The sequence below is a fragment of the Kineococcus sp. DHX-1 genome (assembly GCF_042473625.1).
GTDB lineage: Bacteria > Actinomycetota > Actinomycetes > Actinomycetales > Kineococcaceae > Kineococcus.
Genome location: NZ_CP170445.1, coordinates 1,143,138 through 1,167,679 on the forward strand (window position 1 = coordinate 1,143,138; position 24,542 = coordinate 1,167,679).

At 68.2% G+C, this 24,542-nt stretch carries 27 protein-coding genes; 17 read left to right on the forward strand and 10 right to left on the reverse strand.

The window, feature by feature from the left end; all coding sequences use genetic code 11:
- Positions 1–72 precede the first annotated feature (72 nt).
- The 7 genes from ACFEMC_RS05605 to ACFEMC_RS05635 all read left to right on the forward strand — a co-directional run bounded on the left by ACFEMC_RS05605 (position 73) and on the right by ACFEMC_RS05635 (position 5,143).
- On the forward strand, positions 73–1,023 hold the full coding sequence (locus ACFEMC_RS05605) for a DUF2382 domain-containing protein (RefSeq protein WP_380174367.1): 951 nt from the start codon (positions 73–75) through the stop codon (positions 1,021–1,023).
- Between the two features lie 45 nt (positions 1,024–1,068).
- Positions 1,069–1,605 (forward strand): YsnF/AvaK domain-containing protein, encoded by a 537-nt coding sequence (locus tag ACFEMC_RS05610; protein ID WP_380174369.1) that lies wholly within the window; start codon positions 1,069–1,071, stop codon positions 1,603–1,605.
- Positions 1,606–1,636: 31 nt separating this feature from the next.
- The gene (locus ACFEMC_RS05615; RefSeq protein WP_380174371.1) at positions 1,637–1,846 is read left to right on the forward strand and encodes a hypothetical protein; all 210 of its coding nucleotides are present in this window, start codon (positions 1,637–1,639) and stop codon (positions 1,844–1,846) included.
- Between the two features lie 131 nt (positions 1,847–1,977).
- Entirely contained in the window at positions 1,978–2,724 is a 747-nt protein-coding gene (locus ACFEMC_RS05620; RefSeq protein ID WP_380174373.1) for a hypothetical protein, read from the forward strand.
- 156 nt (positions 2,725–2,880) lie between these two features.
- Positions 2,881–3,609 (forward strand): MIP/aquaporin family protein, encoded by a 729-nt coding sequence (locus ACFEMC_RS05625; protein WP_380174375.1) that lies wholly within the window; start codon positions 2,881–2,883, stop codon positions 3,607–3,609.
- A 350-nt stretch (positions 3,610–3,959) separates the two neighbouring features.
- A complete protein-coding gene (locus ACFEMC_RS05630; protein ID WP_367641282.1) occupies positions 3,960–4,610 on the forward strand; it encodes an RNA polymerase sigma factor in 651 nt (216 codons plus the stop codon).
- Positions 4,607–5,143: a hypothetical protein gene (locus tag ACFEMC_RS05635; protein WP_380174378.1), complete on the forward strand. Its 537-nt coding sequence runs from the start codon at positions 4,607–4,609 to the stop codon at positions 5,141–5,143. The genes ACFEMC_RS05630 and ACFEMC_RS05635 overlap by 4 nt, the downstream gene beginning before the upstream one ends.
- Before the next feature lie 523 nt (positions 5,144–5,666).
- On the opposite strand, the gene ACFEMC_RS05640 is transcribed toward ACFEMC_RS05635, so the two are convergent.
- From ACFEMC_RS05640 to ACFEMC_RS05655, 4 genes are all read right to left on the reverse strand, one after another.
- Positions 5,667–6,044 carry an STAS domain-containing protein gene (locus ACFEMC_RS05640; protein ID WP_380174380.1) on the reverse strand — a complete coding sequence of 126 codons (378 nt, stop codon included), beginning with the start codon at positions 6,042–6,044 and terminating at the stop codon, positions 5,667–5,669.
- A 251-nt stretch (positions 6,045–6,295) separates the two neighbouring features.
- A complete protein-coding gene (locus tag ACFEMC_RS05645) occupies positions 6,296–7,048 on the reverse strand; it encodes a GAF and ANTAR domain-containing protein (RefSeq protein WP_380174382.1) in 753 nt (250 codons plus the stop codon).
- Complete coding sequence (locus ACFEMC_RS05650) at positions 7,045–7,890, reverse strand: GAF domain-containing protein (protein WP_380174384.1); 846 nt, start codon at positions 7,888–7,890, stop codon at positions 7,045–7,047. The genes ACFEMC_RS05645 and ACFEMC_RS05650 overlap by 4 nt, the downstream gene beginning before the upstream one ends.
- Positions 7,891–8,026: 136 nt before the next feature.
- A complete protein-coding gene (locus ACFEMC_RS05655; RefSeq protein ID WP_380174386.1) occupies positions 8,027–8,806 on the reverse strand; it encodes a GAF and ANTAR domain-containing protein in 780 nt (259 codons plus the stop codon).
- 545 nt (positions 8,807–9,351) lie between these two features.
- Between ACFEMC_RS05655 and ACFEMC_RS05660 the strand changes: the two genes are divergently transcribed.
- Both ACFEMC_RS05660 and ACFEMC_RS05665 read left to right on the forward strand, forming a co-directional pair.
- Positions 9,352–11,355, forward strand: coding sequence for a putative bifunctional diguanylate cyclase/phosphodiesterase (locus ACFEMC_RS05660; RefSeq protein WP_380174388.1), 2,004 nt, complete (start codon positions 9,352–9,354; stop codon positions 11,353–11,355).
- 710 nt (positions 11,356–12,065) lie between these two features.
- On the forward strand, positions 12,066–12,407 hold the full coding sequence (locus ACFEMC_RS05665) for a chemotaxis protein CheB (RefSeq protein ID WP_380174390.1): 342 nt from the start codon (positions 12,066–12,068) through the stop codon (positions 12,405–12,407).
- Positions 12,408–12,601: 194 nt separating this feature from the next.
- Here ACFEMC_RS05665 and ACFEMC_RS05670 read toward each other — a convergent pair whose 3' ends face one another.
- A complete protein-coding gene (locus tag ACFEMC_RS05670; RefSeq protein WP_380174392.1) occupies positions 12,602–13,756 on the reverse strand; it encodes a fatty acid desaturase family protein in 1,155 nt (384 codons plus the stop codon).
- A 192-nt stretch (positions 13,757–13,948) separates the two neighbouring features.
- Between ACFEMC_RS05670 and ACFEMC_RS05675 the strand changes: the two genes are divergently transcribed.
- From ACFEMC_RS05675 to ACFEMC_RS05685, 3 genes are all read left to right on the forward strand, one after another.
- On the forward strand, positions 13,949–14,227 hold the full coding sequence (locus ACFEMC_RS05675) for a hypothetical protein (RefSeq protein ID WP_380174394.1): 279 nt from the start codon (positions 13,949–13,951) through the stop codon (positions 14,225–14,227).
- Positions 14,228–14,264: 37 nt separating this feature from the next.
- Positions 14,265–14,726: a hypothetical protein gene (locus ACFEMC_RS05680; protein ID WP_380174396.1), complete on the forward strand. Its 462-nt coding sequence runs from the start codon at positions 14,265–14,267 to the stop codon at positions 14,724–14,726.
- A 345-nt stretch (positions 14,727–15,071) separates the two neighbouring features.
- Positions 15,072–16,246, forward strand: a protein-coding gene (locus ACFEMC_RS05685) for an IS3 family transposase (protein ID WP_380174398.1) whose coding sequence is annotated in 2 segments (ribosomal slippage) — positions 15,072–15,366 and positions 15,366–16,246 — 1,176 coding nt in all. Because the reading frame shifts where the segments join, the coding sequence is not laid out codon by codon here.
- Between the two features lie 224 nt (positions 16,247–16,470).
- On the opposite strand, the gene ACFEMC_RS05690 is transcribed toward ACFEMC_RS05685, so the two are convergent.
- The gene (locus ACFEMC_RS05690) at positions 16,471–17,451 is read right to left on the reverse strand and encodes an IS481 family transposase (RefSeq protein WP_380174400.1); all 981 of its coding nucleotides are present in this window, start codon (positions 17,449–17,451) and stop codon (positions 16,471–16,473) included.
- Positions 17,452–17,868: 417 nt separating this feature from the next.
- Between ACFEMC_RS05690 and ACFEMC_RS05695 the strand changes: the two genes are divergently transcribed.
- Positions 17,869–18,957, forward strand: a complete 1,089-nt coding sequence (locus tag ACFEMC_RS05695) for a transposase (RefSeq protein ID WP_380174401.1) — start codon at positions 17,869–17,871, stop codon at positions 18,955–18,957.
- A 404-nt stretch (positions 18,958–19,361) separates the two neighbouring features.
- Here the strand turns inward: ACFEMC_RS05695 and ACFEMC_RS05700 are convergent, their stop codons facing one another.
- From ACFEMC_RS05700 to ACFEMC_RS05710, 3 genes are all read right to left on the reverse strand, one after another.
- Complete coding sequence (locus ACFEMC_RS05700) at positions 19,362–19,880, reverse strand: hypothetical protein (RefSeq protein ID WP_380174403.1); 519 nt, start codon at positions 19,878–19,880, stop codon at positions 19,362–19,364.
- A gap of 330 nt (positions 19,881–20,210) precedes the next feature.
- Positions 20,211–20,576 (reverse strand): hypothetical protein, encoded by a 366-nt coding sequence (locus tag ACFEMC_RS05705; RefSeq protein WP_380174405.1) that lies wholly within the window; start codon positions 20,574–20,576, stop codon positions 20,211–20,213.
- A 194-nt stretch (positions 20,577–20,770) separates the two neighbouring features.
- Positions 20,771–21,298: a hypothetical protein gene (locus ACFEMC_RS05710; protein ID WP_380174406.1), complete on the reverse strand. Its 528-nt coding sequence runs from the start codon at positions 21,296–21,298 to the stop codon at positions 20,771–20,773.
- Between the two features lie 941 nt (positions 21,299–22,239).
- Between ACFEMC_RS05710 and ACFEMC_RS05715 the strand changes: the two genes are divergently transcribed.
- The 4 genes from ACFEMC_RS05715 to ACFEMC_RS05730 all read left to right on the forward strand — a co-directional run bounded on the left by ACFEMC_RS05715 (position 22,240) and on the right by ACFEMC_RS05730 (position 24,095).
- Positions 22,240–22,665, forward strand: a complete 426-nt coding sequence (locus ACFEMC_RS05715) for an STAS domain-containing protein (RefSeq protein ID WP_367641435.1) — start codon at positions 22,240–22,242, stop codon at positions 22,663–22,665.
- A 235-nt stretch (positions 22,666–22,900) separates the two neighbouring features.
- Positions 22,901–23,197, forward strand: a complete 297-nt coding sequence (locus tag ACFEMC_RS05720; RefSeq protein WP_380174408.1) for a transposase — start codon at positions 22,901–22,903, stop codon at positions 23,195–23,197.
- Positions 23,194–23,655 (forward strand): IS3 family transposase, encoded by a 462-nt coding sequence (locus ACFEMC_RS05725; RefSeq protein ID WP_380174410.1) that lies wholly within the window; start codon positions 23,194–23,196, stop codon positions 23,653–23,655. Before ACFEMC_RS05720 ends, ACFEMC_RS05725 begins: the two co-directional genes overlap by 4 nt.
- On the forward strand, positions 23,652–24,095 hold the full coding sequence (locus ACFEMC_RS05730; protein WP_380174412.1) for an IS3 family transposase: 444 nt from the start codon (positions 23,652–23,654) through the stop codon (positions 24,093–24,095). Before ACFEMC_RS05725 ends, ACFEMC_RS05730 begins: the two co-directional genes overlap by 4 nt.
- On the opposite strand, the gene ACFEMC_RS05735 is transcribed toward ACFEMC_RS05730, so the two are convergent.
- Entirely contained in the window at positions 24,087–24,326 is a 240-nt protein-coding gene (locus ACFEMC_RS05735) for a Tar ligand binding domain-containing protein (RefSeq protein ID WP_380174414.1), read from the reverse strand. The genes ACFEMC_RS05730 and ACFEMC_RS05735 overlap by 9 nt on opposite strands.
- Between the last annotated feature and the right edge of the window lie 216 nt (positions 24,327–24,542).

The window sequence follows — 24,542 nt, forward strand, 5'->3', positions numbered from 1 at the left end:
CAGTGATCGGTGCTCGACCTCGACTAGCACCTGCTGGACGACCCGCGCTCACTTGCAGAAGCGGAACTTCTCATGGCTCAGAACATCTCCCCCGACGCCCTGTTCGGCACCACCGTCTACGACAAGGACGGCGACAAGATCGGCAAGGTCGACGAGGTCTACCTAGACAACGCCTCCGGGCAGCCGGAGTGGGTCTCGGTCAAGACCGGCCTCTTTGGCTCCAGCCTGTCCCTGATCCCGCTGGCCCAGGCCAGCACGTCCGGTGACTCCGTCAAGGTGCCGTTCGCCAAGTCGGTCGTGAAGGACGCCCCCCACCACGACCCGGGCAAGGAACTCAGCGAGACCGACGAGGTTGACCTGTACCGCTACTACGACATCGCCGACACCAGCGCCTCCGCCCAGACCAGCAGCACCCAGACCACCGGCACCCACAACACCGGCATCCAGACCACCGGGACTGGCGTGAGTGGCGGCTACAACACCGACCGCACCGCCGGTGGCCACGACACCGAGCCCACCGTGACGGACGACGGCATCGACCGCATCAGCGACAGCACTGCCGCCGGTTCCGGCCACGACCACAGCCGCGGTGAGGGCTACGACACCTCCGGTGACAACACCGACGACGCGATGACCCGCTCGAAGGAAGAACTGCGGGTCGGGACCGAGACCCGGGAGTCCGGCCGGGCGCGGCTGCGCAAGTACATCACCAGCGAGACTGTTTCTCGCACCGTTCCGGTCTCGCGCGAGGAGGTCGTCATTTCTCGTGAGCCCATCACCAACGCCAACCGCGGTGACGCCTACTCCGGTGGGGACCTGACCGAGGAGGAGCACGAGGTCGTCCTGACCGAGGAACGTGCTGTGGCCGAGAAGGATGTCGTCGCCGTCGAGCGCGTCCAGCTGGGCACCGAGACCGTTCAGGGCACCGAGACCGTCCAGGCTGAGCTGCGCGAAGAGCAGATCGACCTCGACGCCGATGCCGGCGTCAAGACCGGACAGTCCGGCAAGCGCGACCGCGCCTGATCGCAGCGGCGAAGCAGGACTGACCGCGAGACCGGGAGACCACCGATGACCACACCCTTCGAAACTAGCGCCACCAGTGCCACTGGCCAGCCTCTGAGCGAAGGCGTCAGGGACGGCGTCGTCGATGGGTCTCCCGGTCTCGACGGTGAGAGCCCCACGTCCACCACGCCTGAGGTCCTCCTGCACCAGGAGCAACTGAGGGTTTCGACCCAGCGGGTCGGCGTCGAACGGATGCGGATCAGCAAGCGCATCGTCACCACCACCCGCACCATCGAGGTGCCGGTGCGCTTGGAACAACTCGTCATCACCCGTGAACCGTTCGGCGATCAGGACGCAGTCACCACTGCTGGCTCGGACGCCATGTCGGATGCCATGTCGGATGCTCTGCTTGATGCTGGGCCCGTGGGCGGCGGCGGTGACCTCGTCATCGTCCTGGACGAAGAGGTCCCCGAGTTCACGATGCGAGTCGTTGCAGTGGAACGGGTTGCGATCAGCAAACGCACTGTGACCGGCGAGCAGGCCATCACCGCCGACCTGTCCGCAGAAGCAGCCGACGTCACCACCCTCGACGTCAGCCCCTGACCTCGAGGCTCCCTCCAGGAGAGGAAACATCATGCAGATCCCCAAGGACCAGATCCTGTCCCTGTTCAAGGGTCAGGGCGACGACGCCAAGGCCCAGCAGGCCGAGAGCGAACTGCCCGACACCGTTGACACCGACGAGCACGCGGGCCTGCTGTCCAAGCTCGGCCTGAACCCCGCAGAGCTGTTGTCCAAGCTCGGCGGCGGAGCCGGCGGAGGAATCGCCGGCAAGCTCGGGCTCTGACCTCGATCCCGAACACCGCTCGACCCCGCCAGACCAGGTGCCCCGGACGACCCGCCCTTCCGGGGCACCTGCACGTTCAACCCCTTCGCCACCCGTACCCGAACCCGTTCCCGCACTTGGAGGAGACCGTCATGAGCACACCCACCGGTGACGGCGCGCACGCCGCCAGCGACCACCTCGACACCGGGGACGACACCCCCAGCTTGGTGACGCCCGCTGGCCATCGTGGCGACCATGACGCCGGCCGTGACCCCCACCGTGACCCCCACCGTGACCCCCGCCGTGAGCAGCAGCCTGCGATGGACCGCAAGAACGTGCTCGAGCGGGAGAAGAACGCCTACGGCGGCGTCAAGATCGGGTCCGCGTTCTTCGGCTGGCTCACCGCCACCGGAACCGCCGTCCTGCTGACCGCTCTGCTCGCCGCCACCGGCACTGCGATCGGACTGGCCAGCTCCGGTTCGCTCGACCAGGCCGTGTCCGGCGCTCAGGACAGCGCGAGCGGCAACGCCGCCACCATCGGCCTCGCCGGCGGCATCGCCGTGCTCGTGGTGCTTCTGATCGCCTACTTCTGCGGTGGTTACGTCGCCGGGCGCATGGCCCGCTTCAACGGGGTCAAGCAGGGTGTCGCGGTGTGGGCGTGGGCCATCGTCATCGCTGTCGTCGTCGCCGTCCTCGCCGCGGTCGCGGGCAGCAAGTTCGACGTCCTGGGGCAGCTGAACAGCTTTCCCCGCATCCCCATCGACGCCGGCTCGCTGACCACCGGGTCGATCATCGCCGTCGTGGCTGCTGTCGTGGTGGCCCTGGTCGGGGCCATCTTCGGTGGATTGGCCGGGATGCGGTTCCACCGTCGTGTCGACCGCGCCGGACTGGGTCGCTGACCCGGACATGACCACCAAACTTACCCCGCCGCACCAGCTGGCCCCCGGGCGTGATGAAGGCGGCGCACCCGAGCCACTCACCCCCCCCGTGCCGGCGGGGCCGCGACGGCCCCTCGCCCGGCCGGCCTGTTCGGCAGTTCGGTCGGGGAGAACCTCGTGCGCGCGGGGGCCGCCGAACTCATCGGCACCTGCGTCCTGGTCCTGGCCGTTGGCGCGACGGCGGTGGCACTGGCCACCACCAACCCGCCCCTGTACGACCTGACCAGCATCGTCCCAGCGTTCGGCTTGGCCCTGACGGCACTGGTCGCCGCCCTCGGGCACGTCTCAGGGTGTCACCTCAACCCCGCGGTCTCGGTGGGCCTGGCGGTCATAGGCAAGTTTCCCTGGCGTGCTGTTCCGGTGTACGTGCTGGCCCACCTGGTGGGTGCGGTGCTGGCCTCCCTGGCCACCTGGGCTGCCTACAGCGGGCGTGGACGCCAGGTCATCGCGCTCTCCACCACGAGCCCCGCCGACGGGGTTTCAGCGGGCGGGCGTTCTTCGTCGAAGCACTCATCACGTTCGTCCTGGTCCTGGTCGTCATCTCCGTGGCCACTCACGACCCGGATGCCCGCCGCGGTGGCCCCCGTCGCCGTGGGCTCCGTGCTGGCGGTGTGCATCTTCATCGCCGCTCCCCCCACCGGTGGAGCGGTGAACCCGGCCCGGGCTTTCGGGTCCGCGGTGGTCTCCGGTGACCTGCACGCGTTGTGGGTGTACTTGCTCGCGCCGCTGGTCGGTGGGGTACTCGCGGCGGTGCTCTACGACCGCGTCCTGGCTCCCGCCCAGGCGCCCGCTCCCGCCGGCGGCACTCGCGAAGAGGAGGCGGTCGAACTCAGCACCACCTCATGACCCGACGCTCATGCCGGCGGTACTCGACCGTCACTGTGCAGGACTCATCGTCGATCGTTCACGACCTATCAACTTGGCGACCTGACCCCGACCTGCAGTGACCCTCAGTGAGAACTACCGACTTGTGGGTCACCGAGTAGGGGTCGCTACGGTGCGCAGGGTCACGCAGCCATTGTTCACCGACGTCGCTACCGGTTGCCGACGCTCGGGCGAGATGCTGCACTCGGTCCCGCTACGGGCAGATGCTGGTGGCGTGTCGTCCCGGATGAGGTTTCGTGAGTCACGATGGCGACTCGATCCGATCGTGGGGCAGCGTGGCGCTGCAGGCCCCCCACCGCCACCGTCCTGTCGTGAGTGAGGATGCCGGCACCGGCGGCGCCTCAAGCCGAGCACGGGAGGTGGCGCCCTCGCAGGCCACGGGGCCAGCGGGGACGTCGCAGGTGCCGGACGAAGTGCTGGTCCGGCAGGCCAGCTTGGGCGAGAAGGAAGCCTTCGCGCAGCTGACGCGACGTCACGGTCCCGCGTTGTACCGGTACGTGGTGCGTCTACTGGACGATCCCTCGGACGCGCAGGACTGCGCCCAGGAGGCACTGTTCGCAGCGTGGCGGGCCATCGCCTCCTTCCGGGGTGTTTCGTCGTTCCGGACCTGGCTGCTGGTGCTTGGGCGTCACCAGGCGCAGAAGATGTCCCAGCGGCGACGACCGCCGTTCCCCCAGTCCGGTTCGCGGGCCCCTATAGATTTCCACCAGGTCACCGAGCACCTGCGAGATCTGCGCACCGGTCCGGAAGGTGACACTGTGGAGAGCGGGTTGCTGATCGCTTTGGACGCGGCACTGTTGCAGCTGCCCGAACGTCAACGCAGCGTGTGGATCCTGCGCGAGATTGAAGACCTGTCCTACGCGGAGATCGCTGAGGTCACGGCCATCGCCCCCACCTCCGTGCGTGGTCTGCTGCAACGGGCCCGCACGACGATCGCAGCGAGCATGGAGGATTGGCGGTGAGCGGCATCAACGACCCGAACGCCGGCCGTGGTCGGGCTCAATCCACTCTGCCCGGCGTCCAAGACGGCGGATCCTTCGCCAATGACGCAGGCACCGACCGGCTAACCCAGGCCACCGCAATGCTGCGTCAGCACACCGATGCGGGGTGGAAGGCCATCGAGGACAGCGTCATCAACCGCACCCTGGCTTTGTTCCGGCCCTCCGCCCCGGTCCGCGGTCGCCACGACATGGGTGACTTCTTCCTAGCAGCCGAGGTGGTCATCGCCCACCTGCGGCGACGCATCGACACCGTCCCGCACGCGGCCGCGGACAAGATCGCCTGCACCACCGGTGAGCGTGATGAACTCGAGCAGGTCACCATTATACTCATCGCGGCGTACGGCGCCCCGCTGCTCGACGTTGCCGGACAGGTCCACACCGTCGCGGTGGCCGTCCTGACCGAGCTGCTCGGCGTCCTGGCCCCGGCGGCCGAGCGGGTCCGCACCCACGTGCACATCGGCGATGTCTCGAACGACCCGCTGATCGTCACCTGACCCGCTTCTCGCACCTCAGCGCACAATCGTCCTGCCGTGCATTGGAGTCGTTCATCGGCCATCGCGCTGACGTTGCTGCGGGAACGGCGACAGTGGCATCTGGCGGATCGTGACCCCTCGGCGGGAGCGACGGTGCTGGGCCATCGCTCGTTCGGCGAGGAGCACTGCACGGCGAACCGCTCGAGCTGACGGTGGCAGCCCCACCGGGTCAGCGTCCGAGTGAAGAGTCTCGGTCTCACCTCCTCGATCGACGCTGCGTGGTTCTGCCGACTGTGCGAGGTCAGCCTTGGGCGTGTCGGTAGCAGGTCGGCTCTCACTGCTCACGAAGGGATAGCTCACGGGCTCAGGATCGCGTTCCGGCAGGTCATCTTGCGGGCCTTTCGACGTGCGGGTTTTCTGTGGATGCAGCGTGGTGACCACTTGTGTCAACTAGGTTGCGCAGACTCAGATGCGTGCTTACCGCGTCCCTCAAACACTGGCTACTGGGACGCTCAGGCCGGCGAGGCTCGCTGTGTGTCGGTGGCTAGCGCGGTGGTGGTGCAGCCTCTTGGAGGCCGGCGGTGGCGGCGCGGGCGAAGGCGGTACCCAGACCGGTGAGCTGCATGACCAGCTCCACGCGAGCCGGTACCCCCCGTAGCAGAAGTCGCGTGACCGGGTCGGTGTTGGCGCGCACCAGGACGGACAGGACGCCGCAGTCCAGGAACGTTACCGCGCTCAGGTCGATGACCACCGATCCGGGACGTTCCTCGAGCAGGGACCGCCACATGGTGCTCAGGGCGGCCACGTCGGCGGCGTCGAGTTCCCCCGTCCAGGCCCACGTCGGGAATGGGGTGCGGGGACCGGGAAGTACGGAGGATGCAGCGGACGCGGCGTGGCGAGCCGGGTAGTCGAGGTGAGTCATGACATCCCTCCGGGCGGTGAGCGGAATGCGCGACCGGGTCCGGGGCGGCACAAGAGTGCGTGAGTCGTTGACCGTGAGTACTGCACCTTGCGGAGGTGACGCTTGGTGCAGCGTGCTCGACAGTAGGTCCTGACCCCCGCCGGCCACAAGGAGCCCCCGCCTCGGGGACGCCCTTGGAGGACCGTTCCCCAAAGGACCACCTCCTAGGGAGACCGTGGTCATCCGCAATCCGCTGCGCCCGGTCCAGGGCGTCAGGACGTGGTGGAGCCTTCGAGGAGCACGCGGGCGTGTAGGTCCCCGTGCACGAGCCACCCGGCGACGACGCTGAGGCGCTGGTCGTGCTCGCTCGCGTAGGAACGCAGGACCTCGAACGCGGCGTGGGTGCTGATCTCGCCGCGGTAGGCCAGGATGCCCTTGGCTTGCTCGACCAGGACCCGGGCGTGCAGGGCCTCCTGCAGCCGCAGGGTGATCGAGGGCGGGGTCAAGCCCGCCTCGTGCTGGACCAGCGCAGCGCTGGCCACGTCGGCCAAAGCCTGCGCCAACCTCAGATCCTGCTCGTTCAGCTCCCCGGGACGTTCGCCGAACAGGCCCAGGGCGCCGATGGTGTGAGCTCGCAGCCGCATCGGGACCGCGTGCACGGAGGCGAAGCCGTGCTCCCGGGCGGCGGTCGCGAAGTGCGGCCATCGCTGCTGCTGATCCAGGTCGGGAGCGCTGATGAGTTCCCCTGAACGGAAGCAGTCCAGACAGGGCCCTTCGTCGCGCTGGGTCTGGAACAACTCCAAGCGCCAGGTCTCCTCGGAGGAGGCGGCCATGACGTGCAGGACCCCGCGTCCGTCATCGAGCAGGAGCCCGGTGGAGGTGATGTCCAGCAGCCGGGCGCAGTCCCCGGTCAGGCGGGTGAGCAGGTCCACGATGTCGGCTCCGACGGCCAGGCTGGTGGCCAGGGCCACGAAGGAGCGGGTGACGTCGCTCTCTCGGTCGGTGGTGCTCTTCTCGCTGCTCACTGCGTTCCCCGCCTTCTCGTGTCACCGGAATCGCCTGCGCTGCCTCTGAGGCGCCACTCGCCGTCGGCGTCGATGCTCAGTCGCCCGTCGAGGATCTCCCAGGACACCTCGCTGGCGGTCTGGCCGGTGGCGAAGGCCCGGCCGCGCAGTCGGACCAAAGCGTCACGGGCAGTGCTCGAGTTGGTGGGGGCGTTCGCGGATGCCGGGTCGTCGCAGGTGCTGTCGTTGAGTTGGGCGATGAGGAATCCGGTGGCCTGGTAGATCTCCACGCGTTCCAGGGATTCGAGCTGGTCCCACGGATCGGGCTGCGCGCCCTCCTCGACACCTTTCGCGGCGCGCAGGTTGACCTCGGTGATGAGGTCCAGGACCGGCAGGCTCGCCAACCGTGCCGCGAGCAACCCCCCGCTGAGCGCATCGGTGGAGAGGGGACCAGCGCCGTGGCGGAAGAGGTCCAGGGCGCCGACGCTGTCGCTAGCCACGACCACGGGGAGGGCGAAGATGGCGTGCACCCCCGCTTCGACCACGCTGGGGGTGAACGCCGGCCAGCGCCGCTCGCCGGTGTCGGTGAGGTCTTCGGCCAGCACCGGCGCCCGCGTCTGGACCGCGTCGAGGCAGGGACCTTCGCCGTAGATGAACTGGTAGGCATCCAGGCGCCGGCTCAGCGCGTTGCTGGAGCCGAACGTCCCCCGTGTCGTGCCCTCGTGCACGAGGGAGATCGCCGCCCCGTCGACGTCGAGGAGTTCCACGCAGGCCTGGCAGAGTCGGTCAGCCGCGCTCAACGGAGAGTCGCCCCCTTGGACGGCAGCGGTCAACCCGGTCCGGACACGTTCAGACGACGTCATCGTCCTCGCTCCTCACCGATGATGCCTGCCGGTTTCGTCATCGGAGGGTTCTCGTCGCTGCGCCCATGCTCGTCGCTGCGCCCGTCGTTGCCGCAGCAACCGCTTGCGCCAGCCGGGTCTGCGCACCAACCGCTCGTCACCGCGAACGCCTTGAGTCCGAGCGCGCCGGACGGGTGTGTAGGTGCTGGGCGGTGAGCTCCCCGGCCACGACGGCTCCTGCCACCTGAGTCAACTTCGCCCCCCGTGTGCGGGCGTGGTCGCGGAGGATGCTGAAGGCGTCGGTGATGCTGACCCCCAGCTGGGTGGCGATGACGCCCTTGGCCTGCTCGATGAGGACCCGGGAGTCCAGGGCCCGCTGCAGCTGGGCGCTGACCTGAGCGGAATCGTGGACGGCCTGCTGGTGCAGGATGGTGATGGTGGCGATGTCGGCGAAGGCCTGAGCCACGGCGATGTCGTCACCTTCCGGGACGTGGTCGCGGTCGCTGAACAAACCCAGCGCACCGATCCGCTGCTCGCGCAGACGCAGCGGGACCGCGGCCACGCTGCGAAAGCCCGCGGCGCTGACGTCGGCGGCGAAGTCGGCCCAGCACCGTTCGATCTCGGCGGGGTCCCCGGCCACGACGCGCTCCCCGCTGTCGAACGCCTCCAGGCACGGGCCTTGGTCGCCGTGCAGCTGGATCACCTCCAGGGTGCGCATCTGCTCACTGGACGCGGCGGCGACCTGCAACCGCCCTCCCTGCCCGCCCCGCCTGCTGTAGTGGCTGTGCCCGGCGAGCAGCAGCCCGACGGCGGAGACGTCGAGCAGACGCATGCAGTCGTCAACCAGCTGCTGCAGCAGCTCCAGGGGGTCGTAGTCGGCGACCAGGCTGTCGGCCAAGCCCACCAGAGCCCCGATCACGTCCGCTTCGCGCGCCATGGCCGCTCCCCTCGCTCCCCACGTCACGACGCTGCGTCGTGCGATCGCCGCGCCGCCAGCACCGACGGTTTCGAGCTGCTCTGGGCGACATCGTGCCAGTCGCCCGCTGCTTCTCGCCCGCACCCTCTCCGGGCCGCGGCTCAGCACGGTGGGAGTCATTGCGCAGCGTCACCCCGTGATCGCGGTTCTGACTGCTCGAAGGTGGTCGCCGCTCTCGGTCACCGGCAGGGTTGAGCGACGGCAGTCCTGACTCCAAACTCGATCTGCACTGGTGCAGAGCGCGAGACCCGCCAAGACGGCTGAACCGATGGCCCCGGGAAGGCTGGACAGCCAGCGGTGGTGACGTGGATCTCCTCAGAGCCCGAGGTGGGGTGCACGGGGTGCACGGGGTGCTCGAGGCTCGGCGGCTCAGTCGTGCCAGCTCGACCTCAGATCACGGTCTTGCTGACAGGGAACGAGCGGGTCGCTAGGATTGGTCTCCTTGTGGGCCCCGGACCCGGTTCACGCCGATGACTTGTACTCATCGACGTCCCCGGGAGGCTGGGATGGGCCACCGCGAACCGTTGCTGAACCGGGTGCTGGTGCAATTCGCGGCCAACCTGTGCACCGATTTCTCTGTGCAGAGCATCTTGGACCACCTCGTGCTCAGCATCGTGGACCTGCTCCCGGTCAGCGGGGCCGGGGTCATGGCTATCGACAGCAGCGACGCCCTGCACTTCCTCGCCGCCACCGACGACGTGATCCGCACCATCGAGGTCCTGCAGCGCGAGACCGGGCAAGGACCCTGCCTGCACGCCCACGCCACCGGCCGTCCATGCGTACTGGACGACCTCAGGGCGGGTGAGGACTTCCCGGAGTTTTCCCGCCGCGCGTTGGAGGCGGGGATGGCGGCGGTCTTCTCCTTCCCGCTGCGCGCTCAGGGCCGTACCCTAGGCGCGCTGGACCTGTACCGCACCACGCCCGGCCCGCTGGGCGAGGCCGACGTCCGCATCGTCGCGATCCTGGCCGACGTCGCTGCCGCCTATCTGGTCAACGCCCGTTCCCGGGCCGACTCCTCGCTGATCATGGCGGATCTGAACCACCGCAGCTTGCACGACCCCTTGACCGGGCTACCCAACCGGACGCTGCTGACGGAGCTTCTGACGGAGGCACTGAACCGGGCGACGCGCTCGCGGCGGCGCACCGCGGTGCTGTTCCTGGACCTGGACGGGTTCAAAGCCGTCAACGACGAGCTGGGTCACCACGTGGGGGACCTGCTGTTGGTCGCGGTCGCTGCCCGGCTCACCGCCGCCTTGCGCCCCGGCGACACCCTGGCGCGGTTGGGTGGGGACGAGTTCGTGGCCGTGTGCGATGACCTGCCGGACGATTCCCACGCCGCTGATGTCTCGCACCGCCTGCTCAGCGCGATGGTGTCGCCGTTCCACCTCGAGGGTCGCGACGTCACCCTGGGGGCGAGCATCGGGGTGGCGTTGTCGGATCGGCGTCACCCGGTCGGCGCTCAGCAATTGCTCGTTGCGGCGGACGCGGCGATGTACGAGGCCAAGCGCGCCGGCGGAGGCCGACACCACCTGATCCAGGAGGCCCCGTCCCTGTCGTACCCCGCCGGGGCGCACCCCGCCGAGACGCACCCCGCTGTGGCTGCCACCGAGGTGACGTCAGTCACCGCGCCGTCCCTGCCCACCACTGCCAGACTCACCGGTCCACCTGCCTCAACCCCGCGCGGGGGCTCACCTGCGTCTGCTCGCGGGCGGTGGGGAGCCGGCGACTTCCACGAATCCGACCGCTACACCACGGTCTACCAACCCATCGTCGCGGTGCACGACAAGTCCGTCACCGGCCAGGTGATCGGAGTGGAGACGCTGCTGCGGTGGGGCTCTGCCCTGCCGGGGGCTCTGCCACCGGCGGCCGTGGTCGCCGAGGCAGAGCGCTCCGGGGCCATCTTCGGTCTCGGAGACTGGGTGCTGCGCCAGGCGTGTCGCGACACCGTGCGCTGGCAGGAACAGGGGATCGGGGTGCAGCGCACGTCGGTGAACGTCTCCGCCCAGCAGATCACCGGACCGGCATTCGTACGGAGCGTCGAACGTGCCCTGGCCGACACTGGGGCCGACCCGGGCTGCTTGTGCCTGGAGCTGACGGAGAGTTCGACGCTGCCCGACGACCGTCGCACCGTCGAGGTCCTCCTGGGTCTGAAGAAGTTGGGACTGCAGCTGTGGCTGGACGACTTCGGCAGCGGGTACTCCTCGCTGAACTACCTACGGGTCTTCCCCCTCGACGTAGTGAAGATTGATCCCAGCTTCGCTCACCGTCTCCCCGGGGAGCGGGCGAGCCGGGCCATCGTGGCCAGCACGACCGCCCTGTGCCACGAGCTGGGGATGACGGTCATCGTCGAGGGCGTTGAGAACGTGGCGGAGTTACAGGCGGCAACCGATCTGGGAGTCGATGCGTGCCAGGGTTTTTTCCTCGGCCGGCCGGTACCGGCTGAGGAGGTGAGGGCGTTCTCCTCGGCCGCGGACCATGCGCAGTGCGACATCGGTCCGAATTCGCGCTGAGGAGTGTGGAGCAGTGCGCGAACCTCACGCCGTGGCGTAGGTCCCCGCCTGTGGCAGGTCAACCAGAACCCCGTGTGGCGAGATGAAACTCCACGGCTTGTGATTGCTACCGACTGTCAAGGTCAAGGTCAAGGTCAAGGTCAAGGTCACGGTCCGGCTCTGGTGGGAGGTGTGAGGCGGTGCTCGGCCGCCCGCCAGGGCGGGAACTGTGCCCCAGCGGGCCTCGTTCTCAACAGGTGGGAGCAGTCCGAGCTCGCCGTGCAGCCGGCGGTGGTAGTACCAGTTGAGTGACGGACTGCTCATCGGCCTTGACTCCGGCTTGGACAACCCGGTTGCGGAGGGTTTGGGAGCTGGTGCCGAACTGGGTACCGAACCGCTGGAAGGCGCCGACCCGGGTAGTGGGGTCGCGGCGGGCGCCAGCGTCAGGCAGATCGCCCGTCACGCAGCTCATGAGGGTACTTCCCGGGCGCAGCCGCAACGGCCGTCATGCTCTCGGGGGTTTTGCTTGCAGGTCTGCATCAGACTTGAGTCTTGACACGGCGGGCTGCCTCCTACAGGACAAGGGCCTGATCGCGGTGTAGCGGCGCGACCAGGACGACCTGCCGGCCGGAGTGGAGCTGACAGAAGAACGCCGGCGACACCTGACCGGGCCAGAGGTCCTGGTGCTGGCGTTGGCGCAGCGAACCGGGACAGCTTCTAGCATCCCCCATATGGACGGCGCAGTCGAGCAGCACCAACCCAGCCCGGCCACCGCTGACGCCTCGGCGGTCATCGCCCTGGTGGCCTCCGCCGGAGGGCTGGGTGCACTCACCGGGATCCTCGGCGCCCTGCCCGCTAACCTGCCCGCAGCCCTCATCGTCGCCCAGCACCAGAACCCCCGTGGCGACGACCTGCTGGCGCGAGTCTTGCAATCACGCACCGAGCTGGTTTTGCGCCCCGCGGCGGACGGCCTGGCGCTGCAACCGGGCGTGGTTGCCCTGCCGTTGGTGGGGTTGGCGATGCTGTCCTTGGGTAGTTGTTGTCCGCCGCTACCGGGACGCGGGAGCCGCTGACGGCTTCACACATACGTCAGGAGAGCCGATCTTCACGGTGCGCCCTTCTCTCATCCGGCACGCCTTGTTCAACATGAGTGCTGCAAGGGGTGTGAGCGGCGCAGCACGATGAGACGAAGAGCAGAAACGGTATGGGTGCGACGGGAGGGGGAGGTGGACGGGAGGTGGGGGGCGTTAGGCGCCGCGGATTGCGTTCACGACCTCAGCTGCGCAGCGAGGGGGCAGGAGATGTTTCGGCGTCCGGCCATCCCGACGGTGTTGAGGTAGGTGACGACGGCGGCGTAGGCGCCGGGGAAGGATGCTTCGGTGTAAGGCACTCCCAAGTCCTCGCAGTGGCGGCGCACCATGGGCTGCACCAGTTTCAGGTTCGGGCGCGGCATGCTGGGGAACAGGTGGTGCTCGACCTGGCGGTTGAGCCCGCCCATGAAGAAGTCCACCAGCAGACCCCCGGCGACGTTGCGGGAGGTGATGACCTGCCGGTGCAGGAAGTCCATCTTCTTCCCCCGCGCCAGGATCGGCATGCCCGTGTGGTTGGGCACGAACGCACCCCCCAGCAGCACCCCGAAGCAGGCAAGCTCAGCGACGATGAACAGCCCTGCCTTGGCCGGCGACATCGCCGCCAGTAGCACCCCGGCATAGACCGCCCAGCGAGTGGTGAGCATGAGGAGGTCCACGTACCGGCGCTTCACCGCGCGCGTGGCCGACCTGGGTTCGTCCCTTCTGCGACGCAGGACCGCGGTGGCGCTGTCGACGTGGAGGTTGAAGCCTTCCAGCAGTAGCAGGGGGAAGAGCCAGAAGCCCTGGTGGGTGAGGAACCAGCGGTGCAGGCGCCCCTTGCCCTCCAGGGCGTCGGGGTGGAAGGCGAGGAGCTTGGAGTCGATGTCGGTGTCGCGCCCGACCTGATTGGGGGCGGCGTGGTGGATATTGTGCTTGCCCAGCCACCAGCCGTGGCTGAGTCCGGCGATGAGGCTGGCCAGGCAGCGCGAGGCGATCGCGTTCGCGCGAGGGGAGCTGAAAATTTGCTGGTGGGCGGCGTCGTGGCCGAGGAAGGCGACCTGGGTCAAGGTGAGGGCGAGCACGGGAGCCAGCAACAGAACCCACCAGAAGTCACCGACCACCTGCACGGACGTGGCCAGCGCGGCGAGGGCCGAAGCGACGACGACGATGCGGCGCAGGTAGTAGCCGCGGCGGCGGTGCAGGAGGCCGGCTTCGCGCACCCGCTGGGCCAGCGCGGTGTAGGAGCTGGTGGAGCGCTGTGCCGGTCGTGACGGGGTCGAGGCACCACTTCGAGGTCCCGCAGGGCTCGTGGGCACCGCGCCGTTCGTGCTCACGGACTGACTGATGGTCATGATCGATCCCGTCTGATTCACGTCGGAGGCAACGCGTCACCGGGGCCGGGGCAACACATTAAGTCGTGGACAGGACACCACTGCCCTGAGATGCGGGCAAGCGGTACTCGTGAGGTGCCAACCTGGATGCTCTCCTGCGACGACAGGAGGCGGCCAGCACGACCCGCGGCGCATCGTCTGCGACGCCCTGCGGTGACGCCGACCGCGCCGGCGTCGGTGGTGGCCCGGATGGGCGTGCATATGGATGCCAGCGTGGCCCACACCGACGCCGCTGAGGAGGCGCGGCGGGCGGCGCGGATCGCGGCGGCGGCCACCGACGCGCGGAACAACCCGGTGACGGCGGCGAACCGGGTGGAGCGGTTGAGCGTACAGGTGCGCGGGGAGAAGAAGGCGTTGGCGCACTGCGTGCGCGCGGTCGCGGCCGGGGAGGCCGCGGCGGCAGCCCTGAGCGCAGCAGGCGGTGCAGCCTGACCGTCCTCGGGCCGGAGAGAGCCCGCAGGAGGCCCGGGTGCGGTACGGGCTGAACATGGCCGCCCACGCGGTCAGCGTGCAGGAGCGGTTGGCGGCGGCCCGAACGAGTCAAGAGAGCGCGGATGCGGACCGTCTCCAACGGGAGGTTGCAGCGGATCAGGACCGTGAGCAGAAGGACCTGGCGGATCGGCGGGAGCAGTGGTGGAAGCGGGCGCAGTGGGCGTTGGACCTGACGCTGGACGAACGTCCCGGGGTTGCGGCGACGGGGTTCAACATGCTCACGGCGCTGTCGCAGAGCGAGTGGGCGGGGGTGCACGAGGACGCGTGGATCACGGCGGTGACCGATGACGTGCTGAACAACCTGGGTGGTCCGCCGGTGGGGCCCTACGACGACGCCGATAGCGGTGCCGTGGACACCGACGGTGGGCAGGTCGGGGATGAGGACTCGACGCGCGGGCTGCTGCGTCGGCCACTGGGATGGCTGAGAGGAGAGCGGTGATGGCCAAGAGCAAGGTCAAGGGCCGGAAGCGGGGGCGAGCGCGCCGGTCAAGGGTGGTCGGTGGGCGCTGCAGGATGCTTCGGGCGCGCCGGTGCCGTCGTGGGACGTTCGGGTGGCGGCGGCGCGGACGCGTGTCGCGGTGGACAGCAAGAACGGTGTTGAGACTCCGCCGTGGATTCGTGAGCTGGCGCAGCCGGAAAAGGTCTAGCCCCGATCCTGCGCCGCGGGGGTCTCTGGATGAGCGTTCAGAGACCCCCGCGCGGCTTCTCATAGCCCGGGTCTGCCCCTGGTTCGGTTGACTCCTGACCTGTGAGGATCATGGTCTTCACTGGAAGGATGAGTACCGTGCCGACGCCGTTCCCCGAGGAGTTCCGCCGCGACGTGATCGCCGTCGCCCGCCAAGGCGGCCGCTCCCGAGCAGACATCGCCCGCAGCTTCGGCATCTCCGAGTCGTGCCTGGGTCGTTGGCTGAAGATCGCCGACCGGGAGGACGGCAGGACCGCTCCTGACAGTGCTTCAGACTCCGCGCCGAGCATGGACCTGGAAGCAGAGAACCGCGAGCTGCGCCGGAGGGCCAAGCAGCTGGAACAGGAGAACGAGATCCTGCGCCGGGCGACGGCCTACTTCGCTCGCGACGTCCTCCCAAAATGATCTACCCGCTGGTCCGTGACCTCGCCGCTGACGGAGTGTCCGTCGCGGTGACCTGCCGGGTGCTGGGCTTCTCCGAGCAGGCCTACTACAAGTGGCGCGCCAACCCGGTCACCGACCGCGACTGGAACGACGCCCACCTCATCAACGCCGCCCGCGACATCCACCACGACGACCCCGAGTTCGGCTACCGCTTCATCGCCGACGAGCTCGAGCAACAGGGTGTGGCGGCCTCTCGCAACCGCGTGAACCGTCTTTGCAGCCTCCAAAGGCTGTGGTCGGTCCACTCGCGCAAGCGAGGCACCGGGCGCCGGCCCGGCCCGCCCGTCCACGACGACCTCGTCAGGCGGAAGTTCACCGCCCAGGCGCCCAACCAGCTCTGGCTCACCGACATCTCCGAGCACCCCACCGCCGAAGGCAAGCTCTACCTCTGCGCCGTCAAGGCCGCTTGTTCCAACCGCATCGTCGGGTACTCCCTCGATGCTCGGATGACCGCCGACCTCGCGGTCAGGGCCCTGCGCAACGCGCTGGCCCTGCGCGGGCGGGCTGACGTCTTGAAGGTTGTGGTCCACTCCGACCGGGGGTCGCAATTTCGTTCCCACGCCTACGTTCGTGCCCTCTCAGCGGCGCAAGCGCGCGGCTCGATGGGGCGGGTCGGGACTTGCGCGGACAACGCTGCGATGGAGTCGTTCTTCGCTCTGTTGCAGAAGAACGTCCTCAACCGCCGGCGCTGGTCGACGCGCGAAGAACTGCGCTTGGCGATCGTGACGTGGATTGAACGGACCTACCACCGCCGTCGCCGGCAGCAGGCGCTCGGTCGCCTGACCCCCATCGAGTACGAGACACTTCTTCAAGCCGCTGCCGCGGCCTGACCGCCCCTAACGACGAGGGTCAACGAGACTGGGGGCAGACCCAGGGCGTGGTGTGAGGTCCTGGAGGTCGATGAGGGGTTGGACTACATCCAGTTGCCCGCCGAGCGCGTCAGGATCCGGGTTCTGGTCAACGGGTGGAGCACGCCGCCCAACCCTGGGGGCGCGCCGGAGACGTGGCTGTTGCAAGTGTGGCCCGCTGCGGCTGGTTGATGCTCGAGGGGGCTCTAGCTGTACTGACCACGCAGGTTGGTGACGCGGGAGGCGGGCGGTAGCCCGCCGAGAGCGGTGTGGTGTCGGTGATGGTTGTAGATGTGCAGCCAGGTTGGCAAGGCCCGCCGCCGAGCTGCCTCGGAGGAGTAGGGCCGGGCGTAGGCCCACTCCGTTGCCAGCGTGGGGTGGAACCGCTCCACCTTGCCGTTGGTCTGGGGCCGGTAAGACCGGGTGCGTTTATGGACGGTGCCGGTCGCCGTCAAGGCAGCGGCGAGTTCGCGGGAGCGGTGATTCGAGCCGTTGTCGCTGAGGCAGCGGGGGATGGCGATGCCGCGGTCGGCGAACCAATCGTGAGCCCGGGCCCAGAACGAGGCTGTGGTCGCGCCCTTCTCGTCGCTGAGGATCTCGGTGTAAGCCAAGCGGGAGTGGTCATCCAAGACGGTGTGCAGGTAGCCGTAGCCCAGGCTGCGGGGTCTGGCCGCGTTGCCGCGGCCGTGGAAGCGCCAGCCACCACCGTCGGGGATGATCCCGAGCTTTTTGACATCGATGTGCACCAGATCGCCTGCAGCAGCGTGCTCATAGCGTCGGACCTCACGCCGGATGCGTTGGCGATCGGCCAGGTCGACGTCGCACAACTTCGGCAGGCCTTCTCTGCGGATGACTGCGGCGGCGGTGGAGACCGGCAGGTCGAGTTTGGGTCCGATACGCGCCGGCCCCCAGCCTCGGGTGGTGCGCAGGTGCACGACCTTCTTCGCCACTGCTCGCCGGGTTCGGGTGGGACTGCGGTGCGGGCGCGAGGACCGATCGCGCAGGCCGTCCTCCTCGTGGCCGCCGGCGGCGCGGAGTTCAAGGAGACGGTCAGCCCAACGGGCGGCAGTGGGCCAGGAGACTTGGAAGCGTTCGGCGGCGCGGCGAATGGGCCAGCCGTCGTCGACCACGACACGGGCCAGCTCCAGTCTCCCGACTGGGGTCAGGGCGGCGTTACGGTGAGACACGAGGACCTCCGAGTGGCTTGCGTGTGGTCGCCTTCAGCAGCTCCACACCGCCCTCGGAGGTCCTCCCTGCGGCCCGAACTGCGTCAGTCCGGCGTGTCACCAACGTCCATGCTCAGTACAGCTAGCGCAGCCCGTCTGGGCATGCTGACGATCTTGCGCCTTTCGGCTACTTGTTGACTTCCCTCACGGCAACGGCCCGGCCAGGCTGTGTCGAGGTGCCCGGCGCGACGCTCCCTTATCGGCTGCCCACCAGCTGTACCGGTGTGGTTCTCTCATGGTGTGCGAAGCGTCGGGCACCGCCCGGCGGGGTGAGGCTCAAGAGGGGTCTGGTCATGCTCGAAGTAGCGCTGCCCACCACCGTCAGCACCACCGAGGGCGACTGACCGGCCGTCCCCGGATCGCGACGGGGAGGCCGACGTGAAGCAGGCGGAGCAGCCCGCAGGAGGACCCGCGAGGACCGGGCCGGTGGTGGTCATCGGGATGGACCCGCACAAACGCTCCGCGACCATCGAGGTCCTCAGCGGCAGCGAGAAAGTCCTGGGCGAGGGACGCTTCGCCACCGACACCACCGGCTACCGGACCATGCTGGCCGCCGGGCGCAAGTTCCCTTCCCGCCTCTGGGCGGTCGAAGGCGCGAACGGCATCGGCAAGCATCTGGCTCAACGCCTCATTGCCGACGGCGAGGAGGTCGTGGACGTCCCGGCGAAGCTGTCGGCGCGAGCGCGTGTGTTCTCCACCGGTCAGGGCCGCAAGACCGACGCCACCGACGCGCACTCCATCGCCGTCGTCGCTCTGCGGACCCCGAACCTGCGGGCGGTGACCGTCGACGGAGAGCACGTCGCGCTGCGCCTGCTGGCTGATCGGCGCGATGAGTTGGGGGTCCGGCGGACCAAGACGGTGAACCGGATCCACAAGCTGCTGCTGGAGCTGATGCCGGGCGGGACGAAGAAGTTCCTGTCTGCAGCACAAGCCAAAGCGTTGGTCGCGACGGTCCGGCCGCGGGACGTGGTGGGCAAGACGCGGCGGCGGATCGTGGTCGCGTTGATCGATGAGCTTGCCGTGACGGACAAGCTGATCAAGGCCGCGAACGAGGAGCTCACCGAGCTGGTCACCGCGTCGGGGTCGCAGTTGGTGGATTTGCAGGGCATTGGCCCTTCGACCGCGGCGCGGCTGCCGGGTGATGTCGGGGACATCGCCCGGTTCCCGTCCAAAGGGCACTTCGCGTCCTGGAACGGGACCGCTCCGATCGATGCCTCCTCCGGCGACAGCGATCACCGGCGGCTGTTTCGGGCGGGGAAACCGGCGCATCAACCGGGTGCTGCACACGATGGCCATCGTCCAGCTGCGACACGACACCCAGGGCCGGCGCTACTTCGACCGGAAGAAGGCGGCGGGAAAGTCGTCGATGGAGGCGTTACGGGCGTTGAAGCGGCGCCTGTCGGACGTGGTTTATCACCAGATGGTGGTCGACGACGAGGTGCGCCGCTTCGGCCTGGAGCCCCCTGAAGGATCCACCGTGGGCGCTGCGGCGAAGCTCTTGGCACAGGAGAGCGAGGTCGTGGTCGACCTGGTTGCGGTCCTGGACGACGGCGTAGTCGGCGATGCCGTCGAGGAGGCTCCAGTGACGGGCCCGGGAGGACAAGTGGGGGCGACTACTGGCTCCAGCGCGACCGGCTCGGACCCCGATGCCGGCTCTTCGGAGAAGTCACTTCCCGGACCCGCGAGACCATCCTCGACCCGTGCTCGCCGGCCCCGCAAGACCCACTCTTGACATAGAGGGGTGCCATGACCGAGCGGTCGCCGATGTCCTGCCCAGCGGCAGACCGTGCCTCGGTGTCTTCAAGCTCCGCGGCGTCAGGATGATCCCGTTCGGCGGGGCGGGACTGGTAGAACCGCGGGCCCTGTGCCGATCAAAGTTGCAGGAGAAGGGCGAGGATCTGCCCGCCGGCGGTGATGACGACCAACTGCTTGATAACTCCCCAAGGGCCTGGTTGCGGGCGTAGGGACTGCTCCTGCGTGGTCTCACCGGCGTCGCTCCACCGGCTTAGGTGGCGGATCAGACGCCTCTTTGGGCGATCCCCCGACACCAAGGCGATCCAGGACCCAGAGAACGCGAAGACGGGCACCTCCTGGCCGACCGCCTCCAGGATGAGACCGCCGCGGTCTTCGTTCGCTGCCACGTAGCTGAAGCGTTCGATCGCTTGCACCGTCCAGGGCTGAACGATCAGGGCCCAGTCACCGGAGATCTTCACGCATGGCGCGAGACCAGCTCGGATGATCACAAAGATCAAGATCGAGGCGACGCCGAGCACCTCGTTCGCATCCTTGAAATGACCGTCGATGAGCGAGTAGGTAAAAAGTCCCGCAATGAAGAACAGTGCGAGGAGTCCAAAAATCCTGGTTCCTACTCGGTAGTAGGTCGTATCCATGCCCGCTCCACAAGGTCATGCTTTGAGTCTTTGTGGTATTTCACTTCTTCATGTGACTTTGCACTACTGATCATGACACCGTGCCCTCAGTTGATGGGTGAGATGCGAAATCCTGACCTGGCGATAGGGCGGACGTCGACGGCTCCTGGCCCGCGCATGGCCGCGTCCTCGCGCGGCGTGGCAAGCCGCGTGCCTCGCACACTGCTGCACGTCCGTGTTGTTGCGCTCTGTGCGGCATGGCCGCGCGGTCAGCTCGCACTGCGGGATGACCGCGCGATCGCTGTAGCGGCCCCTCGTGATTCAGGCCCCTGGAGAGCCTGATCGCCCTGCTCAGGCCGGGCGGTTGGCCGGTCGCAGCAGCCGCGGGGTCAGCGCTGTGCTGGCGATGGCCACGACGCTCACGACGCCGTGCCCGATCGGGGCCAGTGGGCCGCCGAGGTCCAGGGCGTGGATGGCGTAGCCGTTCGCGGCGGCGTCGGTGAGCAGGATGAGCGGGGCCAGGAGCAGACCGGCGTGGTGGCGGCGAGCGATGAGGACGGCGGCCAAGGGGTCCAGGAGGAGCAGGGCGCTCCAGTAGGCCGCGAGCCAGCGGGGGGCGTAGGCGTAGGGGGTCCGGCCGCCGGTGATGAAGTCCAGGAGGTGCTGCAGGCCTCCCCAGGTCAGCAGCAGCACCAAGGCGGTGGCGGCTGCTTGCACCCATCGTGGTTCGCGGGCCCACCGCTTCGACAGCACGTGATGCAGCCTGTCAGCGTCGGGTTGGACCAGGAGCCTGGGCCAGGTCGGGCGTCGCAAGCCCGCGCGCACCGCGGGATGACCTTGCGCCCGCGCGCCGCGGAAATGACCGAGACGTCGCCTGCAGGGCGACATCGCTGCGAGACACGCGCGCTGGCTCACTCGGTCGTAGGTAGCTCGTCCACCTCGTACCAATAGACGGGCAGACGATCCGGGTCAACCTCTTGATCGAGCGTCTCGGTGGTCATGGTCGCCAGTAGGGTCTGGGCCGCTTGGAGGATGTGCTGTCGGCTCTCCTCGGGGTCCAGTTCCCAGGCGTACTCCCAGTCAGTGGCTTCGTTGACGAAGATGCCCAGCTGGTCGAGGTAGCCCAGGTCCCGGGCGATGTGCCACAGCAGCTCGGCACCCTCTTCGGGACTCATGAGGCCGGCGACGGTGGCGCGGGCGTGAGTGTGGGCCATGACCCACAGCGCCTGGTGGTCACTCAGGCGCGGGACGCCGAGCTCGTCCAAGGCCGTGGTGAGCAGGTCGCGCAGGGTGGGCGGGTCGTCGTGGGCGCCGGCGAGTTCGCGCAAGGTGGGGGAGTCGTAGCCGCGGGTCAGGGCCAGGGCTGCCCACTGGGGCATCAGCTCGGGGGGCAGGTCGCCGATGTGAGCGCGGGCTCGGGCGCGGTAAAGCGTGTCCACCGCTTCAGTGTTCCCGAGCAGACGACACCTCGGTCATCGACACAAGCACATGTCTGCGACGTCGCCGACCGCGCACTGAGAGCGGGATGACCGTGCGCTTCGAGCGCACCGCGGGATGAGCGCCCATCTCAGTGCTAGCTGCTCTACGCGGCGATCCTGGTTGTGGTGATGGATGCGCTGGATGGGTCAAGGACCCAGTGATCGCGCTTCGGTGGGCGCTGGTGCCCGCCAAGGCGCAGACTGCGACCAGGTCGAACCGTCGGCTGTCAGCCGACGAAACGGGACCAGGCAGTTGCGACTCTTTGATGAGGCACGACGACAGCGCCGGATCGCTCGGGCCGTCGTCGACAGCGCGCGGCAGCTCAAGGTGCGCTGTGCGCAGGGTCGCGCAGCCGTCTGGGCTACGCAGGCCGGCAGTGCGGCGGTGCGTCAGCGCAGTGAGCTGCTCATGGCGCAGTCGGTCGCTTCCCGCCTGGGTCTTGTCCTTCAGGCACCGTGGGGGTGTGGCGCTGATGCGGTGAGTGCTGCAGCTGTCAGGGGTGCCGGTGAGAGACCTGGTGAGTGAACCGGGGGACGAACCGGTGGTACTGGTCCGCTCTCGTGTCCTGCGGGGCCGGCAGGTCGATGACCTCGCCGTGGCAGGGGTCGCTGCTGACCTGGAAGCCCTGCTATGTGCGGCCGCGCAGCGGTTGGGCGTGGTCGTGGATGCGGTCAGCGCGATCAGCATCGAGGACGGGGACATGGGGGCGTGGATACGGGTAACGCGCAGCGCCACAGGTCACCGGCACCCTCAGCCAACACTCGAGCCGGATCTTGAGCAGAGCCTTGAACAGGGATCGGCGTAGGTCTCCTACCCGCCCCTCGTGGTCCGGCAGCGGGCCGCAGTCGGTGCCGACCGGTGACTGACTGAAGACCCCACCCCTCTCGTGAGGATGCACCGGATGAAGATCACCAGTAGTGCTCACCGTGACGCCCAGGTCCTCACCGTCGAGGGGGCGGTGGGCCCAGCGCAGATGACGCAGCTTCGGGCTGCGCTGCAGAGCGAGCTGGTGCGTGAGGTGGGAGGCGACGTGATCTTGGATGTGCGGCGGGTGGGTTCCTTCGACGATGAGGTGCTGATGGTCCTGACCGCGGGCAGGACGCTGGGCAAATCCCGCCGGCGCCGCATTGTGGTGGTGGACGACGCCGGCGGTGCGACCTGCCGAAGCCTGCGTCGTAGTGGGCAGATTTTCCGCTTCCCGGTGTATCCGGACGTGGACGCGGCCAGTGCGGCCTTGGTCTTCGAGCGTCGGGCGTTGGACAGCATCAACCCCGTTGTCCGTGTCCAGGTCGTCGACCTCGAAGGTGGTCGTCAACGTCTGCGGTGAGGACTATCGCTGCCGCGACTCTCTTGCCCCGTAGGTACCAGGGGTACTGGTGTGGACCACTCCCGCTGACGGTGGCAGGCACCGACTGCAGTCCGGCCCGTTCCTGCACATGGCTCACCTCGCTCAACGCCACGACGGTGAAGTCTCGAGCGCGCGCACCGCGGGATGACCTGGACCGTTCCCGGTTCGGTGGACACTCGGATTGGCTGCCTGACCCGAGAATGAGGCAGCACCGATGGGGTCTACCCGCCGGCACTTCACCCCCGAGTACAAGGCCCAGGCAGTAGCCTGTGTCCTTGATGACCACCGAGCGATCGGCGAGGTCGCCCGCAACAGCGGCGTTCACGAGATGACGTTAGGCAAGTGGGTGAAGAAGGAACGCGAATCCCGCAACGGGGCTCAGCAGTCAGCGCCCCTGGATGAGTCCGAACGCGCCGAACTCGAGCGGCTTCGGGTCGAGGTCCGGCAGGCGCGGATGGAAGCTGAGTTCGCAAAAAAAGTAGCGTCCTGGTTCGCGAAAGACCAGAAGTGATCTTCGCGGCCATCGCGGACTGGGACGAGGCCGATGAGTACCCCGTAACGTTCATGTGCCAGCAGTTGGGGGTCTCGCGCTCGGGCTGCTACGCCTGGCGCGCCCGCACCGCGGCCGGACCCAGCACCCGACACATCGCCGAGGAGCAGCTGTGCGCGGTGATCGTGGCCATCTTCGGCGCGCTGCGTGGCAACCCCGGCCGTCGACGGGTGCTGGCCCAGCTGCGCGCCCAGGGCGTGCGGGTCGGGTTCCAGCGCGTGCACCGGCTCATGCAAGGCTTGAAACTGGCTGGGTGGCACCCAAAGGCATGGAAGCGGACCACCATCGGCGGCAGCGACCCGGTGTCGGCGCCGGACCTGATCGGGCGTGACTTCACCGCGCAGCAGGCCAACACCCGCTGGTGCGGGGACATCACGTACGTCAAGACGTGGGACGATGGGCCTACCTGGCGACCGTGATCGACCTGCACTCCCGCGCGGTCATCGGGTACGCGATCGACACGCACATGCGCACCGACCTGGTCGTCGCGGCGTTGCAGATGGCTCTGGTGCACCGCCGACCGGCACCGGGAGTGATCTTCCACGCGGACCGGGGAGCCCAGTACACCTCGAAGCAGTTCGCGCAGTTCTGCGACCGAAACGGTGTGCGACGCTCCCTGGGTAGGACCGGAATCTGCTACGACGATGCCGTGGCCGAGTCGTTCTTCGCGACGTACAAGAAGGAGCTGATCCACACCCGACCGTGGCCGACGGTGCACGACCTGCGGCGGGCGACGTTCGACTGGATTGCGAACTACTACAATTCGATCCGGCGCCACTCGACGTTGGGGTACTTGACCCCGAGAGAGTTCGAGTTAGGCTATCGACACATCGACCAGATCGCTGAACTCTCAGCTTGATCCTGTGTCCATCAAAGCGGGAACACTCCACATCTGCAGGAAGTTGACCTTGACGTCGTCAACGGCCGAGACCGAGGCCATCGAGGAGGAGTACAGGTCATCGAGGTTCGCCTGAGCAGCGGCCAGACGGGTCGACCCGAGGACGATGAGAGTCACCAGCAGCACGCAGACCACGCCGAAGCCGGCGAACAACTTCGATGAGACCTTCAGGTCGCGCATGCGCGTGAGCACGGCTGTCTCCTCTGCTGCAGTCATGGCGCCAGGAGGGTCCGCTTCGTCCAACTGGCCTTGATCAGTCCATCGACTGGTGGGCGCTTCCTGACCCGCCGACTCCAGGGCGCCACAGTCACGGCGTCACGCGGCTCGCAGGGTGAGCGAGCGCAGCGAAGGTCGGAGCGTCTACGCCGTGGTCGAGACCGACCTCGCTCGCGAGGCGGCAGGGCAAGG

Excerpts from the sequence above, each read along its gene's own strand:
- ACFEMC_RS05655 (WP_380174386.1), bottom strand. The coding sequence starts at position 8,806 with ATGGCGCGCGAAGCGGACGTGATCGGGGCTCTGGTGGGCTTGGCCGAC.
- ACFEMC_RS05615 (WP_380174371.1), top strand. The coding sequence starts at position 1,637 with ATGCAGATCCCCAAGGACCAGATCCTGTCCCTGTTCAAGGGTCAGGGC.
- ACFEMC_RS05610 (WP_380174369.1), top strand. The coding sequence starts at position 1,069 with ATGACCACACCCTTCGAAACTAGCGCCACCAGTGCCACTGGCCAGCCT.
- ACFEMC_RS05640 (WP_380174380.1), bottom strand. The coding sequence starts at position 6,044 with ATGACTCACCTCGACTACCCGGCTCGCCACGCCGCGTCCGCTGCATCC.
- ACFEMC_RS05605 (WP_380174367.1), top strand. The coding sequence starts at position 73 with ATGGCTCAGAACATCTCCCCCGACGCCCTGTTCGGCACCACCGTCTAC.
- ACFEMC_RS05620 (WP_380174373.1), top strand. The coding sequence starts at position 1,978 with ATGAGCACACCCACCGGTGACGGCGCGCACGCCGCCAGCGACCACCTC.
- ACFEMC_RS05670 (WP_380174392.1), bottom strand. The coding sequence starts at position 13,756 with ATGACCATCAGTCAGTCCGTGAGCACGAACGGCGCGGTGCCCACGAGC.
- ACFEMC_RS05700 (WP_380174403.1), bottom strand. The coding sequence starts at position 19,880 with ATGGATACGACCTACTACCGAGTAGGAACCAGGATTTTTGGACTCCTC.
- ACFEMC_RS05660 (WP_380174388.1), top strand. The coding sequence starts at position 9,352 with ATGGGCCACCGCGAACCGTTGCTGAACCGGGTGCTGGTGCAATTCGCG.
- ACFEMC_RS05715 (WP_367641435.1), top strand. The coding sequence starts at position 22,240 with ATGAAGATCACCAGTAGTGCTCACCGTGACGCCCAGGTCCTCACCGTC.
- ACFEMC_RS05720 (WP_380174408.1), top strand. The coding sequence starts at position 22,901 with ATGGGGTCTACCCGCCGGCACTTCACCCCCGAGTACAAGGCCCAGGCA.
- ACFEMC_RS05665 (WP_380174390.1), top strand. The coding sequence starts at position 12,066 with ATGGACGGCGCAGTCGAGCAGCACCAACCCAGCCCGGCCACCGCTGAC.
- ACFEMC_RS05650 (WP_380174384.1), bottom strand. The coding sequence starts at position 7,890 with ATGACGTCGTCTGAACGTGTCCGGACCGGGTTGACCGCTGCCGTCCAA.